Source organism: Clostridium acidisoli DSM 12555, from assembly GCF_900176305.1.
Lineage (GTDB): Bacteria > Bacillota > Clostridia > Clostridiales > Clostridiaceae > Clostridium_I > Clostridium_I acidisoli.
In genome coordinates this window covers 73031-92048 of record NZ_FWXH01000012.1, presented here as the reverse complement: position 1 = coordinate 92048, position 19018 = coordinate 73031, and the positions used below count along the sequence as shown (strand labels likewise).

Below are 19018 nucleotides of genomic sequence, written 5' to 3'. Positions count from 1 at the left end.
ATGATGCGACCCCAATAAGTTAGACTTTATTGCGTAGTAGTTTTTAACTGCTACGCAATTATTTTAAGCAGCCAAGAGGCTGAGCCTGTATTCTACAGGACTCATCCATCCTAGTTTCTCTTTAATTCTTTTCTCGTTATAATACTTTATATATTTATCTATTGTCTCTTTCAGTTGCTCATAGCTATAGTAAACCAAACCATAATACATTTCTTGTTTCATAATTCCAAAGAAGTTTTCCATTACTGAATTATCATGGCAGTTTCCTTTCCGGGACATACTTTGGAAGATTTTATTTTCTTTTAGCTTATAACAATAAGCTTTCATCTGGTAAGCCCATCCTTGATCCGAATGAAATGTACGCCTATATTTACAATCGCTTGTAATTTTTACAGCTTCATTTAATGCATTCATTATATTCTCAGCAGACGGACGTTGAGAAATAGAATAACTAATTATTTCTCTATTACACATATCCATAAATGGATCTAGGTAAAGTTTCTTGATGATCATTCTTCCTTTATCATCTATAACATAATACTTAAATTCTGTAGTGTCTGTTGTAATCTTTTGGTGTGGAATATGAGTTTCAAACCTCCTGTGAATTCTATTAGGAGCAACTCTACCCACCTTGCCTTTATAAGAACTGTATTTACGGCTTCTTCTGGTAAACGAAGTAACTTGAAGACCTAGCTTCTGAACAATTCGTTGAACACGTTTCTTGTTTACAACTAGTCCTTGTTTTCTTAATTCTCCATATAACCGACGATAGCCGAAATCTTTATTCTCTTTTCTGATTTCAAGGATTCTTTGTTCAAGATCCTTGTTTGGATTTTCTCTATCAAAGCGTTTTTGCCAGTACATATATGTTGATTTAGGAAAACCTGTGAATGCGAGAATATCTTTTAGTTTGAAGTATCCTCGGAGGCTGTGAATGATTCCCGCTGTTTTTTCAGAAGAGTTTCCTCTTCTAAACGCAACCTCCTCAGTTCTTTTAAATAGGCATTCTCTATTTTTAACTTAAGTAACTCATCTTCAAGCTGTTTAACATGCTCAACACTTGTATCCACTGGTTTTGTATCAAACTGTTCTTTTGATTGTGAGGTCTTTGGAGATTCCAATGATTTCTTCCTCCCTTTCCGCTTTGGTCTCAAAGCATCAGGACCTGAAATTCTGAAATCATTAACCCACTTCGCTATTAATGGCGGATTACCGATTCCAACCGATAAAGCCAGTTCCTGATAAGAAACTTCTTTAGATAAGTATAACTCTACCACATGGGTCTTAAATTCAAAAGTATATTTTTCATTTTTTCTCGAACGCATTAATCCTTTATCGCCATACTTTTTGTATGCTTTTATCCACTGTTGTATATTTCGATGTGCAGGAACGCCATATTTAGTTGAAAGATAGTGTGCTCCTTCTTCACCTGATAGATATTCTTGAACAATCTTTTTCTTGAATTCAAAACTATATTTTGCCATAAAAAAACTGACCTCCCATACATTAGATTTTTAGGTCTAACTTATGGGGGTCAGTTCATTATAGAATATTGACTTGCTACTTTTCTATCATACCTTGCTTATTGCCAAAATTCTAGCTATATTTTCGGAAGTTTTTTTTATGCTATTATATCCATCTTTAAGTGCTTCATTAAGGCTTTTAGGTCTATCAATAATTCCAAATACAGCTGTAATACCTATAGAATATAGTTCATTTACATCATCATTGACTTTACCTGCAAGTACTATTACAGGCACATTATACACTTTGGCTATTTCTGATATTCCTGCAATTGTTTTACCATATTTTGTTTGAGAATCAATGCTTCCTTCACCTGTAAATATATAGTCCGCATCTTTTATCTTATCTTCAAACTTTGTATGTCTTAGAATCATTTCTATTCCCTTAACCAGCTCAGCTCCTAATATTAAAAAGGCTCCACCAAGTCCACCTGCTGCTCCAGCTTTAGGCATATTTGCAATATCTAGGTCATAATTTTCTTTAACGACTTTTGAATAGTTAGTCATGCCGTCTTCTAAAAGTTTTAAGCTTTCATTGTCTGCTCCTTTTTGAGGTCCAAAAACATATGTAGCGCCATTGTTGCCTATTAATGGATTCTCAACATCACAGGCAACCTCTATTGATACCTCTCTGAGACGTTTATCTACATTTGACAAATCTATTCTATCCATTTTACTAAGTTCTTTTCCACCATAGCCTATTTCTTTTCCATCTATATCATAAGCCTTTGCTCCTAAGGCATTTAACATTCCAAATCCGCCATCATTTGTAGCCGAACCCCCAAGTCCTACTATTAAATGTTTTGCTCCATTGTCTAAAGCATCTAAAATCATTTCTCCAACCCCATAAGTCGTTGTGATTAGTGGGTTTCTTTTTTCTATATCAATTAATTCTAAGCCACAAGCCTTTGCTACTTCTATAACTGCTTTTTTATCCTTTTCTATATATCCGTATTTAGCTTGTACTTTTTCACCCATAGGCCCAGTTACGTTTAAATTTTTCATTTCTCCCTTTTGTGAATTTATTATCACTTCTAAAGTTCCTTCTCCTCCATCCGCCATTGGTATAAGTTCAATGTTAGAATCTTTAAATACTTTTTTTATTCCATCTTTCATTGCCTTAGCCGCCTCAAAGGCACTTAGGCTTTCTTTAAATGAATCTGGTGCCACTACAAATTTAAATTTTTTCATTCTACCTTCACTCCTATGAACAATCTATTTAATGTAAATCTTGGGATAATTCCTACTATTATTTGTTCTAATTTTATTATTTAATGCCACAATGCTTTTTGTCATTGTAATAAACTTCCGCGTTGCTTCTGTAAGATATTCATTGGGTCTATATGCCACTACAATAGTAAATGTTATATCATCTACTAAAAAATAATTTTTATATTTTTCTGCATTTGAAAGCCAAACAACATTTTCTGGCACAAAGGTAAATCCCATTCCTGCTGCAGCAATTCGCTTTGCAGTGTCAAGATTAGTAACTTCAAGAATAATACGAGGTTCCATTTGTGCTCGCTGAAATATTTTATCTGCAGTAATTCTCATGTTTTGACCTTGTTTTAATAAAATAAACTCCTCATCACGTAAATAGCTGAAATAAAGTTTTTGTCCATTGTTCAATTGCATCTTTGAACCAAAATCATAATTTTCAGGTGACACAAGAAATATTCTTTCAACAGATATAGGCTCATATAAAATTTTGTCATGTTTTATTGGCAGATTCAATATTGCAATATCTATTTTCCCTTCTATCAACATCTCTTCTAATTGCATTGTAACCTCCTCCTCAATTACAAGCTCTATTTCAGGAAATTGCTTGTGAAATTCTGGCAATATAAGTGGCAATATATATCTACTAGTTTGATTTGGAATTCCTATTATTATTCTTCCCTTTTTTGAATCTGCTATATCCCTAAGTTCTCGCTGTAATTTTTTATTTAAATCTAGCATTATTTTTGCCGTCTCCACGTATTTCTTACCTGCAAACGTTAAAGAAAGAGATTTCCCCGTCCTATCAAATAACTTTACCCCTAATCGTTCTTCTAACCTAATGATATACTGACTTAAAGAAGGCTGTGATATATATAGTTTTTTTGCTGCTTTGGATATACTTTTTTCTTCTATTATAGCCATCACATATTCTAATTGATTAAAATCCATTTTAATCCATCCTTTTTTCAACACATCTTAACATTTATATATAGTATAATATAAATAAAGTTATTTTTATAACAAGGTTCATTGAAAGGAGTCCTAAAGACTTTGGTTAACGAAAGCATAAATAAAATACAAAAGATTAGATCAAGAATGTTTTTACCTAACATTACCTCTGAATCCATTATGTTAGGAATACTTCTAGCAATTGTTGGTGGCTTTTTAGATGCATATACCTTTATCGGCAGAGGTGGCGTTTTTTCAAATGCTCAAACAGGTAACATTGTTTTAGTTGGGATAAATGCTTTTGAGGGAAATTGGCATGAAACAATAATTCATATATTTCCAATTGTTGCATTTATATTTGGTGTAATAGCTGCAGAATTTACAAAAAAGAATTTTTCTGTTTCATTTTTATCAAAATGGGAACATGCAGTTTTAGTTTTTGAAATCATAATATTTTTTATCATAGGTTTTATGCCAAAAAATTTCTCAAACAACTGTGTTAACATTACAATATCCTTTGCAGCTTCCCTTCAATATTGCGCATTTAAAAATCTATCCGGCTATCCATATGCTACAACTATGTGTACTGGAAACCTCCGTTCCGCTTCGCAAGCTGCGTACCTTGCCTTTACACAAAAAGATTATGATGCTGCTATAAAAGCTCTCCACTATTTTACAGTAATTTTTGCTTTTTTTCTTGGAACTTTTTTGGGTGGTTTTCTAACATTTTTTATTGGTGATAAGTCGGTATGGTTTGTTGTAATTTTACTTATATTTTCTCTTGTTTTATTAGAAGTGACTGAAAATACTAGGGTAGAAGCTACTTTATCTTAAAAATAAGGAAGGTCATATAATAACATATGTCCCTTCCTTATTTTTTTATTTCTCACACATGTAATTCTATAAAATATTATAAGATATCTTTAAAATATTGTTCTATATTCCCCCTGTTTTTGCCTAAGTTTATTTCCTCGCCACTAATATAAATCTTTAATTTTTCCTCTAATAAAATATTTACATCGTATTTTAAATTTCTTTTGTTGTACTCTAAAGCCATAAATTTATTTATAAAACTCTCAGCATCTTTAAGGGATTTGATTTTATTAGCATGCTTTTTTTCTGAAATAGATTTTTGCAGAAGATTTTTAATCTCCTTCATTATTTTATAAAGATTTATTTGTTTCCATCTTATTTGCCTTAAACTTAAATCCTTAAAAATTTCATATCTATCTCTTCTTATAATAGGAACACCATAGAGTTGATTTTCAAGTTTTTTTACTGTGGAATTGGTGCTATCAAACTTGCTCATAATAAACAGAGAACCATAATCATATTCTGTTCTTATAAGTCTCCCATAAATCTGTTTTAAATCTATAGATACAATTGGTAAATTTATCTGTGCATAAGCACTCCAATACTCTCCACATTCCTGACTACGCTTATCTATTAACGACTTGTAAAAAGGTTCCTTGCTATTTACATTAGGAACTTTATCCAAAACCACTGTGTTCATACTATCTCCTGGAATGTCTATGCCCTCAAAAAATCCTTTTGAGCCTAGGAGGATACACCTCTCATCTCTTGATTTCAGGTTTTCTATATCCTTTTTTCCGCCTATAATCCTTACCCCTAAAGCGTTAATGTCTTCTAAAGCTTCTTTTTTAAATGCATCAAGTCTTTTTCTACTTGTAAAAAGCATAATGATGTTACCTTCAACTTTATGTAAAAGTTCTAAAACAAATTCTTTCATTTCTTTTGAAAAGTTTTCTACATTATTGGGATCCATATCTTTTATAGCGTAAATTGCACTTTTATCTTTGTATTTAAAAATTGGTTTTATAGGTTGTACCTCTACTATTTCTTTGTTTTGTGAACTCGCAATATTAATGCCCAATGTGTTTTTTAAATTGTCATAACTGTTATTAGCACTTAAAGTAGCAGATAAAAACAAACAACTTTTAACTCCATTTAAAACTTTTTCATAGAATGCTCCTGATACATCTAAAGGTATACTACTTATCTTCCACCACTGAAAATTTCTATCCAACTCAAAATAGAAGCAATAATCTTCTTCACTTTGAACACAAACAGCCTCTAAAAGCATAATGTATTTATTTATAGTTTCTATTTTCTCTACTAATATCTTAAGCCTTTTATCTTTTTCTAAATTGGCTATGTTTTTCAAAGTTGAAACAGCTTTGTCTAATTCAATATTTAAATTAGACATGTCATCCTTAAGGTATTCTAAATATTTTATTATATTTTCTATATGAGGATTATCCTTATTTAAATGCTCTTTAATGTTGTATTCCATACTCACTTTACTAGTCATAATATAGTTTTCAAACGCAAGTTTAATATTGTTAATTTGATTGCTGCAATTTTCTATGCCAATCTCCACTTCTCTTATTGGCAAAGTTTCCTTTTTAGTTCTCTTGGACAAATAATACAAGTATCCACTCTTCTCAGTGCTATCATATATATCCTTTAACAATTTCTGAAATTCATAAGAAATAAGATTTGATTCAAAGGTATCGTAAGCCTCTTTAGTAAGATTATGGGCTTCATCCACCACAATATTTTCAAGTGGAGCTATACTTTGATACGGCCACTTTAATAACAAAGCGTGATTTACTACAATAAGCTGTGCTTCTTTTAAATTTTCAACATTTAAGGCATAATAACATTGCTCCTTGTATTTGCAACTGTCTACATCACAAAGTTCTGAATCGCAGCAACACTTATCTAGTAATTCTTTTAAATTAAATTTTTCTTTTATATCATCACTTATTCTTTCGATATCTCCAATTCCCTTTTCTGTTATAAGTCTTTTTAAATATACGTAACCAAGAAGCGTCTTCATGTCCTTTGGATATTCTATATCCTGAAACCTATCAAAGCAAAGATAATTACTTTTTCCTTTTATTAATGTATAATTCACATCGCCACTTAAATTTAGTGCTTCTAAAAGGTTTGGAATATCTTTTTCTACAAGTTGATTTTGCAATCCCTTAGTGTTAGTAGATATAATAACTTTTTCTTGTTTAAGATGTGTATATATAGCAACTGGCAGTAAATAAGCCATACTTTTCCCTAAACCCGTTGGCGCCTCCATAATTGTAATTTTTCCGTTTTCTAGCCCTTGGCGTACAAATGTTGATGCCTCTCTTTGCTTAGGTCTTGAAGTGTAACTTTTCCCATTTCTTTGCCAAATATCTTTACGGTCGAAGAGTTTTTCATAATCTTTAAGTGCAAAAACTGGATAAGGACTCTGAGCTTTATTATTATCTAATGCAATAAATTCATCTTTATCTAGAAAAAACTTCACATCATCCATGTTTACATTTGAAACATGCTTATACCAGTTCCAATGTTCAAGATCTATAAAATTCATAGAAAGCGTGTATCCATTTTCATAATAAAAATGGCTTATAGCATAATTAACTATCTCTATGATTTCTTCTATATGACTATCTTCCGTGCTGTGCTCCTTATCCTTATAATTAGGCATAAATTTATTTATTAAATACTTAAGATTAAACTCTTGGAGTTCTGGGAAAAGTATAGCAATAAGCTCTAACGAATCTAAAAACTCATTATTTATATTAAGAAGTCCTTTTTTAACAATTGAATCATGACAAATTAAAGGGAGGTTTTCAAAGAAATCTTGTAGTTTCTTCATATCCTCCTTACATTCTTGCATATTGTTCGATTTTTTTGCATTAATTAAAGTACTAAATTTAGTAACTACTTTATTTTTTATCTTAATGGCCCTTATGCTTATACTTTTATCAACGCTTATATTTTTTGAAACTAAAAACACTACATTATTTAATATACTATACGGCTTCATAACTTCTCCTTGACTCTGTGGAAGTATTAATTTTGTTTTACCTTAAACACTTTGCCCGCATTTATAATAGATATATTTAGTCTATCCGTTAGTTGTTTAAGATTTCTAATGTCATTTATGTACTTAATATTATTTTTGCTAAGTAAAATTTCAATTACCGCCACTATATCTTTTTTTTCATCCGCACTTAAAATTAGCTTATTATTTAAACATTCTCTATTAACATATGTTAACGTAGTCCATATCTGCTCTTCAGATATATTGTTTATATCCATTAGAACCCAGGTGAAATCTTTTCTCCTACTGTTTTCAGGGTATGCCTTTTTAAAAAACTCTATAAAATAATTCACTGGCTTTGGATCTTTTTCTTTAACATATTTTCCAAGCTTTGCTTTTAAACTATTCTTTAAATACATCATTGTATTTGGTTTTATAGAACTTTTTAGTTTTTCTATGCTATCATAAATGTAATTATATGTATCTTGGATTTGCTCCTCTTCTACATTTTCTCTAATTACTCTTGTTAACTCAATGTATTCTAAAATATTTTTCTTAGAGTTAAGTTCCTTATTATAAAGTTTTTCCCAAATCTCAGTTGCAGTTAATCGCTTAAATTTCTTATCCATATAAAATGCCTATCTCCTTTTAATTTCCTATACTATATTGTATCATAAGTTTTATATTTACTTTAGAGCACCCGCTGAGATACATTTCTATCAATAAACTCATCAATAATTTTTCTTGCAAGGCTAAAATTCTGCGGTAAATTAGGAAATGTATCCTTAGTAAACCAATCAGCCTTTAATATTTCTTTACCATCAACCTTTATTTTGCCAGACTCATATTCTGCAAAAAATCCAATCATTAATGAATTGGGAAATGACCATGGTGCACTCTTGTAATATCTAATATTTTTTATTTTTATTCCAACCTCTTCAAATACTTCTCTTTTTACTGTACTCTTTAGATCCTCTCCAGCTTCTACAAAACCTGCAATTAAACTGTACATATTGTTTCTAAAACCACCATTATGTGCAAGCAATATCTTATCTCCTTTTGTAACTGCAACTATTATAGCTGGGCAAATTACAGGGTACATAACATGATTACAATTAGGACAAACTTTTGCTATTTCATCTTTTTTGTTTTCTGTTTTTGAACCACACTTGCCACAAAATTTATGAGTATTGTTCCAATTTAATATCTGGCTGGCTCTTCCTGCTACTAAAAACAATTCCTCACCTATTGATTTTCCAATTTCATATAAAGGTATTAGTTCAAAATCCCTTAACAAATTAATTTCAGAAGATGCTTCAATGCAAAAACAAGCCTGATGCGCTAATTCTCCTAAAAAGAATTCATTTTCATACTTTACCTTTAATTTTCTTACTTCATCAAACACAGGAATACTTAAAGCCCCTTTTGTTCTCTTCACTAATAAACTTCCCTTAAAAAATGTGAAATATAAATCATCAGATTTACTTTTTCTAAATGTATCAGTTAATATTTTAAAATCGTTTTTCATATTTAATCATTCCTTTACCTATTATCCTATCATTATATGTCTTGTATATATGTATTCTTACACAATTCTCGAAGCTTATCTTCATCTAATATATGAGTTATTTTGTCATCACATCTTATAATTGACTTTGACTCAAGTTCCTTAAAAGTTCTACTTAGGTGCCTATACGTTGTTCCTAAAAGCTGGGCAATTTCTTTAAATGATAAATTTAAGAAAACACAATTTTCATCCGTTATCCGTTCAATTAGGTAGCTTGCCAATCTATTAATCAATGGATATATATAATTGTAAGACGTATTATTAATCGTTACATCAAGCTTTTCACTTAGAGAGTTAACCAAATGATGTAAGAAATTTACATTGTTTATATACTTTTCTCTAAGTATATCCGAAGGTATAGCAATCAAATAAGTGTCTTCTATGGCCTGAGCATTGCATCGTATAGGAATATTTTTTAAAAGTTCTAAATCCCCTATGGTTTTAAAATCTTTATAAAACTTTAAAAACATAGATTTACCATTTTCAAAAAGATAAGATATTTTGATTTTCCCATCTACAAGCAGATAATAATATTTAAGTTCAGACTCTGCTTCTAGTATAAGTTCTCCTTTTTCATAAAAATCAATTTCTGCATATTTTATTATTTCTTTATCAAATATATTTTCCACATTATATTTAACAAAATACCTATTTAAGAGCTTGATATTAGTAACTTTTTTCATAACTTCTCCTTAATACTCCTTAAAATAAATAACAAGTTGATATGCTGATCTTATTTCATTTCATATGCTAAATACGACATATGTCCTATGAAAATTCATATAAATATGGTAACTTATCTATTAGAGAATGTAAAGTTAAGTAAAGGGTGATTATTGTGAAATACGAGATTATAATGTTTGATGCAGATGAGACTTTATTTGATTTTGAAAAATCAGAAAGGGTTGCTCTTCAAAATACTATGCTTGAATTTAATATAGATTATGATGAAACTTATCATTTAGAAGTGTACAAGCATATAAATGATGTTATATGGAAGGAACTTGAGGAAGGACTTATTACTCAAGAAAAATTAAAGATTGAAAGATTTAAAAGATTTTTAGCTGCACTAAACCTTAGCCTAGACGAAACCAAATTTGCACAGGCCTATATGAGGCATTTATCTAATGCATCCTTTTTATATGCGGATAGTGTACAGCTCATAGAAAGTTTACAAAAGGAGTATAGACTTGTTATAATAACTAATGGACTTAAAGATGTTCAGAATAAGAGAGTAAAAAAATCTATTATAGGAAAATACTTCGAGGATATAATAATATCAGAGGAAGTAAATGTATCAAAACCAAATCCTAAAATATTTGAACTTGCTTTAAAAAACATGAACCATACAGACAAAAGCAAGGTATTGATGGTAGGAGATAGCTTAACTTCCGATATACGAGGTGGCATAAATTTTGGTATAGATACCTGTTGGTTTAACCAAAATAATTCTCAGAATAAAACTAAGCTAAAAGCTACTTATGAAATTTCTAATTTGATGGAGCTTAAAATTATGCTTGAAAAATAGCTATAAATAAAGAAGGTAGTTGATCCAATGATTAATTATAATGGGAAAAAATATATATGTTTATTAGACTTTGCAATGGATTTTATTAGAGGTAAATGGAAAGCTGTTATATTATGTCATTTGTATGATGAGCCTACAAGATTTTTAGAACTTCAAAGGATAACCAATGGTATAAGCCAAAAAGTGCTAAACGAAAAACTTACTGAATTAAAAAACGATGGTTTAATAAATAAAGTGGTTTATCCTGAAATCCCACCTAAGGTTGAGTATTACCTTACTGATAGAGGTGAAGAACTCACTAAAATCATTAAAGAAATTGAAGCTTGGTCTGCTAAATATTATCCTGAGTTAGACGGTGGATGTGACTAATTCAGGATAACATATTATCAAAACAGCTTTATAATTAACTGTGCTAATTTCTCTGTAAATATATCGTTTATTTTCTTATATTCCTTTTTCAACAATTAGTCTGTACAGTTCAGTTTCTTCTTTCGATATTCTCTTTTTTATTTTGTTTACTATAGTTTTTGTTTGCGACAAAAATGTATCAAGCCCTTGGTTAATTTTGGTTTTGGTATTAAATTCATTTTTGTAATTTGTAAACGCATCAGCAATGTTACCCATATCGGTAATATAAGAATTTGCCATATCTTTTATCTTAATGTCTTCTCCGTTAACTAAGTTTGGGTATAAAAATTTATCTTCAAAATTTAAATGAATTTTTAACTTTCCAGCTAAAACATTTATATGCGAAACAAACTCATTTAGATTATTTTGATAATCTTCCTTACTTACTATTTCCTCAATATGATTTAATTCTTCTACGATATCTTTATGTTGCCTTGTAAAATTATCTATATTTATCATATTCTCACTTCCCATTAACCTTTTACTACTATTAGCATCATTTTAAACTTGTCCTTTGCCTCTAGTGCATGTGGAATGTTAGCTGGCATAACTATAAAGTTTCCCTCTGTAACAATCACTGGACTATTATCTCCAATTGTTATAATAACTTCACCTTCTGACACATAAACTAATGCATCTCCTGGTGCTGAATGTGAGCTTATTTCCTCGCCCTTATCAAATGAAAATAAAGTTATATTTACATTTTCTGTTTGAACTAATGTCTTACTAACTACTTGTCCTTGAGCATATTTTACATCTTCCTTAAGTGCTAATGCCTTTGCAAATTCTATATTCTTAAAAAATTTTCCGTTCATTATATTTATCCCCCTAAATTTTATTTAACTCATGAATTCACCCATTCGCTACCATCCGTAAGACTCCCACTTATGCAAGCATTGAGTTAACGGATGCTACGCGCTGGACTCTAGTTCAACTAACACTCAGACGGTGTCAAAACCAAAACACCATCTGAATGCAAGTTTCACTTTATTATAACTTTATTAATTTTAATAAGCTGTGATTTGAATCACGTTTTAATATACCTTTAGTTAAAAATTTTTAAAAATAAAAACGCTATACTGTTAAAACAGTACAGCGCTAATATTTTAAATCTAATCTATTTTTTTAACATTACAAATGTTTTTGCCACTAACTTAAAAGCTAAAAGGATGAAGCTGTCCAAAATCCAAAAGCAATAGCTGCATTTATTACACCTGGAGTAGTTGGTATTAAGGAAATAATAAAAAACTTATTAGATGGAATAATATATTTTCCATCTTCTTCAGCAACAATGGTAGTTTTACCTGGAATTATTCTGTCAAAGGCATTAACTCCAGTAGTTATAGGAAAAGAATCCATACTGTATATTATTTTGATTTTTGAAATAGGAGTAGGACAAATAGCAGTATTAGTTGTGGTAACTAATTGGGATTCACTCCAAGGTGGAATTGGAGTTGAATTAATCCATATCTTAGCCTTCAAAGGTATATCCGAAAAATTGGTAATGGTAAAAACATTTACAAATAAATCAACTCTTGAGTTTGGAGGGTTAAATAACGCACCATAAGCCATATTATTATTTAAAGTTAGCGTTGGTGTTTGTCCAACAAAATATGTGCCCTCAAGAGACTTATCTAATGAATTTGCAATAGTAACAACCTTGTTTGGTTTGTGATTATAACTTTGCCATTTAACATTATGCCCATAAGGATCATTTGGTGACATAAAAAATACCTCCTTTAAATTTCCTCAGTATATAGTATGATTTATTAATGAAAATAGAAACTATGAATTTTTATAGTTCTTCAAGCAAAATAAAGCCCAGAAAGAAGTTCCCTGGACTAATTTACTTAACAGTTAAATTGCATCAAAAAAACTCAATTGGTCACTTTCAGGAAGCCCTTGTAAACACCCAAACTTTCTAAGTGAATCTATAGATGAATTTCCTATTTTAGCACGTTTCTTTAAATCTTCTATAGAGCTTATGGACTTTTCTTCCTGTACTACATTGTATATGCCTTCTGCTGCCACGTTTCCCATACCCGATATGCTGTTTATAGGTGGTCTTATACCATCTTCCTCCACCAAAAATTTTGAAGCATGGGATTTATATAAATCAATTGGAAGAAATTTAATCCCTCTCTCATACATTTCTAAAACTAATTCTAAATCATCATACATATCTTTATCCTTAGGAGGGGCTTCATTACCCATTGTCTGAATTTCCTTCATTTTTTCTTTAACTTTCTCTTTTCCAAATATCATAAATTCACTGTCAAATGCCTTTGCCCTAATGCTAAAGTAAGCTGCATAATATGCCTTAGGTATGTGTACCTTAAACCAAGCTATTCTGAAGGCCATCATTACATATGCTGCAGCATGGGCCTTTGGAAACATGTATTTTATCTTTCTACAGGAATCTATGTACCATTCTGGCACTTCATGTTCCCTCATTAAAGCCTCATATTCCGCCCATTTTTGAGGATCCTTTAGTGCTTTTCCCTTACGAACTAGTTCCATTATCTTAAAGGCAGTGTTGGGTGGCAAGCCTTTTTTGATAAGGTAAATCATAATATCATCTCTAGTACATACCGCTTCACTTAATGTAACTATGCCCTGATCAATCAAATCCTTAGCATTTCCAAGCCATACATCCGTACCGTGGGAAAGTCCAGATATACATATTAAATCTGAGAAGGTCTTTGGCATTGTATCTAGAAGCATTCCCCTTACGAACTTAGTTCCAAACTCAGGAATACCAAAGGTTCCCACCTTGGAATTTATCTGCTGTGGTGTTACTCCGAGAGCTTGTGTAGATGAAAATAAAGACATTGTCTCCTTATCATCTAGTGGTATCTTATGAGGATTTACTCCTGTTATATCCTGCAGCATTCTTATAACAGTTGGATCGTCGTGTCCAAGTATATCAAGTTTCAACAAATTTTGATCTATAGAATGATAGTCAAAATGTGTTGTTATAATATCTGACTCAGAATCATTGGCAGGGTGCTGAACAGGACAAAATTCAAAGATTTCTCTGCCCTTTGGCACAACTATAATTCCTCCTGGATGCTGTCCAGTTGTTCTTTTTATTCCTGTACAGCCTAATGCAATTCTCGTTATTTCAGCCTTATTTACTGGAATGTTTTTCTCCTCATAATACTTTCTAACATAACCAAAAGCTGTTTTTTCTGCTATAGTGCCTATTGTTCCGGCCTTAAATGTTGTGCCCTTTCCAAAGATGACCTCTGTATATCTATGAGCCTTTGCCTGATATTCCCCTGAAAAGTTTAAATCTATATCTGGCTCCTTGTCACCATTAAACCCTAGAAAGGTTTCAAAAGGTATATCTATACCATCCTTAGTTAAATTTTCTCCACAAACCGGGCACAACTTATCTGGTAAATCAAAGCCGTTTTTAACTCCATAATCCCCAAAATCCGAATGCTTACATTTAGGGCATCTGTAATGAGGTGGTAAGGAATTTACTTCTGTTATACCTGTCATATTTGCCACAAAAGAGGAACCTACAGATCCTCTAGAACCAACCAGATAGCCATCTTCATTAGATTTCCACACTAGCTTTTGAGCGATGATGTACATTACAGAGAAACCGTTTTTTATAATAGATTCCAGTTCCTTATCAAGTCTGCTTTGAACAATTTCTGGAAGTGGATCTCCATACAACTCATGCGCCTTTTCATAGGCAATATTCTTAATTGTCTCTTCACAGCCATCTATATGCGGCGGACATTTTTCTGGCGAAATAGGACTAATCTGCTGACACATATCCGATATTAAGTTGGTATTAGTAACTACCACTTCATAGGCTTTTTCTTTTCCTAAATAAGAAAATTCTTGAAGCATCTCCTCTGTAGTTCTTAAATATAAGGGAGCTTGATTGTCTGCATCCTTAAACCCTTGCCCAGCTTCCAGTATACGCCTGTATATTTCATCTTCAGGATCCATGAAATGAACATCTCCAGTAGCAACTACAGGTTTGTTTAATTTTTCTCCCAGTGCTACAATTTTTCTGTTAATCTCCTTTAGATATTCCCCATTAGGTACCTGCCCCAACCTTATTAAATAATCATCATTCCCTAGAGGCTGAATTTCTAGATAGTCATATTCCTTAGCAATAGCTTCAATTTCCTCATCGGATTTTCCAAGCAAAATGGCTTGAAAAAGTTCACCTTCACTGCAAGCACTTCCAAGAATCAATCCCTCTGAATATTTTTTATAAAGACTTTTTAATATACGTGGTTTTTTGTAAAAATAGTCTAAATGTGAATAAGATACTAACTTATATAAATTCTTTAAGCCCACATAATCCTTTGCAAATATTATCGCATGATAGGTTCTAAGTTTTTTATATTCTTCTTTTTTAGCCTCTTCATCAGAACCATAGAAATCTATCTCCTCTAAGGTCTTAGCCCCTCTTTCCTTTAATTCCTCAAGCATTACCTTAAACACTTTAACTGTGGTGTCAACATCATCTAAAGCTCTATGCGCAACTTCAACTTTTATGCCAAGGTTCTTAGCAATTCTGCCTAATTTATAGCTTTTATACTTAGGAAAAACCGCCTGTGCTAATGATAGGGTATCAACATACGTAAAATCAAAATCATAACCTAATTTCTTTGCATTATGCTTTAAGAAGCCAACATCAAATCTGGCATTATGGGCAACCAATACACTTCTCCTAATAAATTCCAGCATTTTAGGGAAAACCTGCTCTATGGTTTCTGCCTTTCTTACCATATCATCTGTTATATTTGTAATCTCAACAACCCTTGAAGGAATAGGTTTTTCAGGATTTACAAAGCAACTGAACTGATCAATCACCTTTCCATCTTTGTATTTCATGATTCCTATTTCAGTTATTTTTTCGGTTATTGGTGAAAAGCCCGTGGTTTCCAAATCCAGAACACAATATGTGGTGTCAATACTCTGCCCCTTGGAATTTGTTACGGATGGTTCTTTATCCGGCGCCAAATAGGCCTCAACTCCATATATTACCTTCATGTCAGGATTATCTCTTCCTAAAAGTTTATGGGCTTCTGGAAAAGCCTGCACTACTCCATGATCTGTTATTGCAATTGACTTCATTCCCCAGCTCATGGCTCTTTTAATCAAATCAGTGGCACTAGTCATAGCATCCATCTGGCTCATCTGTGTATGCATGTGAAGTTCCACCCTCTTCACCTCTGCGTTGTCCTGCCTCTTGGCTCTTTTTACACCTTCTGTTTCTATTATAGTATTCGCAATCATCTCAACTTCTCCGGAAAATTTGCTATACCCTGCACTTCCTACAAGTCTAATACACTTAGCCTTTTTAAGCTTAGGTAACACCTCTGTATCGTCACCAGGCTTCAGGAATGACTTGCATGTCATAGAACTTGAGCCATCGTATAAATCAAAGGAAACTAATGTCTTGCCACTTTTTAATTCCTTTGCTTCAATATTCGATATTTCACCCTGTAAACATATTCTTCCCTCGTCTGGTGTAAGGTCCGTAATCTTTATCACAGGTTCCTTAATCTTAGCATTTCTTCCTAATATCAAGGATGAATTAGCTTTCTTACCATCGGTATCTGCTTTAACTTCCTCTTTTTTAGTGAAAACTTCCTTAGGAATATTATTACTCATAGCAGCCTTAATTTCCTTTGAAATTGCAAGCATTTCCTTATCACGTGCTTCCTCTTGAAGAATTAATTCTTCACTGCTTACCTTATCAACAAAATTTATATTATATGTAGTTCCATACAGGTTTTTTATTGCTTTATGAAGCTGTTTATCATAATTCATAGTTTTAAGAAAACCGGATACCGCAATTTTAAAGTTAAAATTTATGGTGTTTTCATCTACTTTATATTCACTCTTATTTAGCACTGATTTTAAAGCAGGGTATTTATCTGCTACTAAAAGCACAATATTTTTGAGTTCCTCCTCTATTGGCTTTTTATCCGTTCCATCAGCATACTTTACAGCAATTATGGAATCTTCTAAAGCAAATCTTTTCCTTATAAACCTATTAAAGCTTTCAAATTCTCTTATTTCAATATATTTATCTGAACTGATTTCCATATCTAGCCGTTTACTTTTTTTCCTTAGGACTACCGATTCTACAATGGCAGCATTTATGTTACCATTTGCTTCATAATCACTAAAAATTTCATTTATTCTTTTCATGGTATTCTTTAACCTCTCTCCAAAATTTTTAGTACTTTATTATTATATTTTATCAGAACTTTTATAAAAATACATATTTTAAAAATATATTTCCTATTTTAAAATGTTATCCTTCTATTATTCAATAAGACTATTTAAAACCATTCCAATAACTACGAGCAGTATTCCTATTAGGCTAATAAATGTTGGAGTTTTATCATTAAATATAAACACTCCTCCTAGAAGGGTAAATACTACTTCACCAGACTGTGTTGATTCTACAACAGCTAACTTATATGTATCACTGCTAACTATATCCGTTGCTTTAAAAAATAGTATTGTAGCAATAATTCCTGAGAAAACAGCAACTATTAAGGATTGAGTTACCTGTCCTTTATTTGGCATACCAACAGTTAACATTCCAAATGTTGCTATGATTATCCAAAAGGGCATACTACAAAGGGTCATACCAAACACTCTTTGAAAGGTACTAAATTTATTGCCACAAACTTCTATCATTTTACGATTACCAAGTGGATAAGCAACTGCTGCTAAAACAACAGGTATAGTTCCTAAAAATGCATTTAGGGCAGAAATATTTTTTGCTTGTTGCAGCTGCATTAAAAATATACCTAATAAAATTATGGAACACATTAGCAAAGATTTTTTAGGAATTTTACTTCTTATCTTCAGTATTCCATTTTCAGTTTCTATGCTCTTAAAAAATAGTGGAGTTAGAAGTGCCCCAGCAATTATAGTTAGTTGCCAGGTTCCAGCAACTAGCCATGATGTTCCATATATTGAAGCAAGCGTCAAAGGTGCATAAAACAAGCCAAATCCCACTGTACTCCAAGTAATCCATTGTATAGGTTTTTTTATTATATCCTCTAATACGTCAAATAATTGATTTTTTATAATCATAATAATAAATAAAATTGGTAACATAAAAATATATCTCAGTGATGAACTCCAAAGCCAACTACCCCCTGAAACATTCATTTGCTGATTTAGAACAAAAGTAAATGCAAAAAAGAATGATGCTGTTATTCCTAATATAAATGCCTTTGTCATTTTATAACTCCCTATTTTAAATTATATTTACAAATCGTGTAATTTGTATATGTTATATTATACTTATATGCGTTATATTGTACAATATAAATTTACATATTCACTAAGATGTTATAAAATAATATCTGTTATAACATATAAAATCATATAACTATAAGGAGTTAAGTTATGAAAAATTTAAATTTAATTATAGGCAACAAGTTGAAGGATATACGGAATAAAAGAAATTTAAGTTTAGACGAAATGGCTAAATTAACCGGCGTTAGTAAAGCAATGTTGGGTCAAATAGAAAGAGGTCAGTCAAACCCAACAGTTTCTACACTATGGAAAATTGCAACTGGCTTAAAAGTGTCTTTTTCACTATTTATTGATGAAAATCAAGATGATTTAAAAACAATATACCAAAACAATATCACCCCAATATTGGAAGATAACGGTAAAATGAGATTGTATCCAATATTTCCCTTCGATGCCAATAAAGGTTTTGAGATATTTACTATAGAGTTAGAACCGGGCTGTGACCATATATCTGTTCCTCATAATGATGGTGTTGAAGAATACATTATAGTTACAGAAGGACAAATTGAGATAAATATAAATGACAAAAAATTTATATTACAAAAAGGAAATTCTATGAAATTTATGGCCAATAAACCACATACATATAAGAACACAAGTCAATACATATCAGTATTTCAAAATATAATACTTTATTTTAAATAATATTCACA

Annotated in this window: 16 protein-coding genes; 4 read left to right on the top strand and 12 right to left on the bottom strand. The window is 31.3% G+C overall.

Annotated elements, in window-relative coordinates:
• Positions 1-63: 63 nt before the first annotated feature.
• The 3 genes from B8978_RS13785 to B8978_RS13775 form a co-directional block, all read right to left on the bottom strand.
• A protein-coding gene (locus tag B8978_RS13785) for an IS3 family transposase (protein WP_242950543.1) occupies positions 64-1484 on the bottom strand; the annotation gives its coding sequence in 2 pieces (ribosomal slippage) (positions 64-998 and positions 998-1484; 1422 coding nt in all).
• An 87-nt stretch (positions 1485-1571) separates the two neighbouring features.
• Positions 1572-2714, bottom strand: coding sequence for a glycerate kinase family protein (locus B8978_RS13780; protein WP_084116621.1), 1143 nt, complete (start codon positions 2712-2714; stop codon positions 1572-1574).
• 24 nt (positions 2715-2738) lie between these two features.
• Positions 2739-3692 (bottom strand): LysR family transcriptional regulator, encoded by a 954-nt coding sequence (locus B8978_RS13775; protein ID WP_084116620.1) that lies wholly within the window; start codon positions 3690-3692, stop codon positions 2739-2741.
• Between the two features lie 102 nt (positions 3693-3794).
• Here B8978_RS13775 and B8978_RS13770 point away from each other — a divergent pair, with 102 nt between their 5' ends.
• On the top strand, positions 3795-4526 hold the full coding sequence (locus B8978_RS13770) for a YoaK family protein (protein ID WP_084116619.1): 732 nt from the start codon (positions 3795-3797) through the stop codon (positions 4524-4526).
• A gap of 76 nt (positions 4527-4602) precedes the next feature.
• Here B8978_RS13770 and B8978_RS13765 read toward each other — a convergent pair whose 3' ends face one another.
• The 4 genes from B8978_RS13765 to B8978_RS13750 all read right to left on the bottom strand — a co-directional run bounded on the left by B8978_RS13765 (position 4603) and on the right by B8978_RS13750 (position 9792).
• On the bottom strand, positions 4603-7545 hold the full coding sequence (locus B8978_RS13765; protein WP_084116618.1) for an ATP-dependent DNA helicase: 2943 nt from the start codon (positions 7543-7545) through the stop codon (positions 4603-4605).
• 26 nt (positions 7546-7571) lie between these two features.
• Positions 7572-8171, bottom strand: a complete 600-nt coding sequence (locus tag B8978_RS13760) for a hypothetical protein (protein ID WP_084116617.1) — start codon at positions 8169-8171, stop codon at positions 7572-7574.
• A 62-nt stretch (positions 8172-8233) separates the two neighbouring features.
• Positions 8234-9070, bottom strand: a complete 837-nt coding sequence (nudC, locus tag B8978_RS13755) for an NAD(+) diphosphatase (RefSeq protein WP_084116616.1) — start codon at positions 9068-9070, stop codon at positions 8234-8236.
• Positions 9071-9102: 32 nt separating this feature from the next.
• Positions 9103-9792: a Crp/Fnr family transcriptional regulator gene (locus B8978_RS13750; protein WP_084116615.1), complete on the bottom strand. Its 690-nt coding sequence runs from the start codon at positions 9790-9792 to the stop codon at positions 9103-9105.
• A 155-nt stretch (positions 9793-9947) separates the two neighbouring features.
• Between B8978_RS13750 and B8978_RS13745 the strand changes: the two genes are divergently transcribed.
• Complete coding sequence (locus tag B8978_RS13745) at positions 9948-10637, top strand: YjjG family noncanonical pyrimidine nucleotidase (protein WP_084116614.1); 690 nt, start codon at positions 9948-9950, stop codon at positions 10635-10637.
• Positions 10638-10664: 27 nt separating this feature from the next.
• Positions 10665-11006: a winged helix-turn-helix transcriptional regulator gene (locus B8978_RS13740; RefSeq protein WP_084116613.1), complete on the top strand. Its 342-nt coding sequence runs from the start codon at positions 10665-10667 to the stop codon at positions 11004-11006.
• 75 nt (positions 11007-11081) lie between these two features.
• Here B8978_RS13740 and B8978_RS13735 read toward each other — a convergent pair whose 3' ends face one another.
• The 5 genes from B8978_RS13735 to B8978_RS13715 all read right to left on the bottom strand — a co-directional run bounded on the left by B8978_RS13735 (position 11082) and on the right by B8978_RS13715 (position 18287).
• The gene (locus B8978_RS13735; protein ID WP_242950564.1) at positions 11082-11504 is read right to left on the bottom strand and encodes a hemerythrin domain-containing protein; all 423 of its coding nucleotides are present in this window, start codon (positions 11502-11504) and stop codon (positions 11082-11084) included.
• A gap of 14 nt (positions 11505-11518) precedes the next feature.
• Positions 11519-11860, bottom strand: a complete 342-nt coding sequence (locus B8978_RS13730; protein ID WP_084116612.1) for a cupin domain-containing protein — start codon at positions 11858-11860, stop codon at positions 11519-11521.
• 346 nt (positions 11861-12206) lie between these two features.
• Positions 12207-12770 (bottom strand): DUF6143 family protein, encoded by a 564-nt coding sequence (locus B8978_RS13725; RefSeq protein ID WP_084116611.1) that lies wholly within the window; start codon positions 12768-12770, stop codon positions 12207-12209.
• A gap of 132 nt (positions 12771-12902) precedes the next feature.
• Positions 12903-17237, bottom strand: a complete 4335-nt coding sequence (polC, locus tag B8978_RS13720) for a DNA polymerase III subunit alpha (protein ID WP_084116610.1) — start codon at positions 17235-17237, stop codon at positions 12903-12905.
• 117 nt (positions 17238-17354) lie between these two features.
• Complete coding sequence (locus B8978_RS13715) at positions 17355-18287, bottom strand: DMT family transporter (RefSeq protein ID WP_084116609.1); 933 nt, start codon at positions 18285-18287, stop codon at positions 17355-17357.
• Positions 18288-18455: 168 nt separating this feature from the next.
• On the opposite strand from B8978_RS13715, the gene B8978_RS13710 reads away from it, so the two are divergent.
• Entirely contained in the window at positions 18456-19010 is a 555-nt protein-coding gene (locus B8978_RS13710) for a helix-turn-helix domain-containing protein (protein ID WP_084116608.1), read from the top strand.
• The last annotated feature ends 8 nt before the right edge of the window (positions 19011-19018 follow it).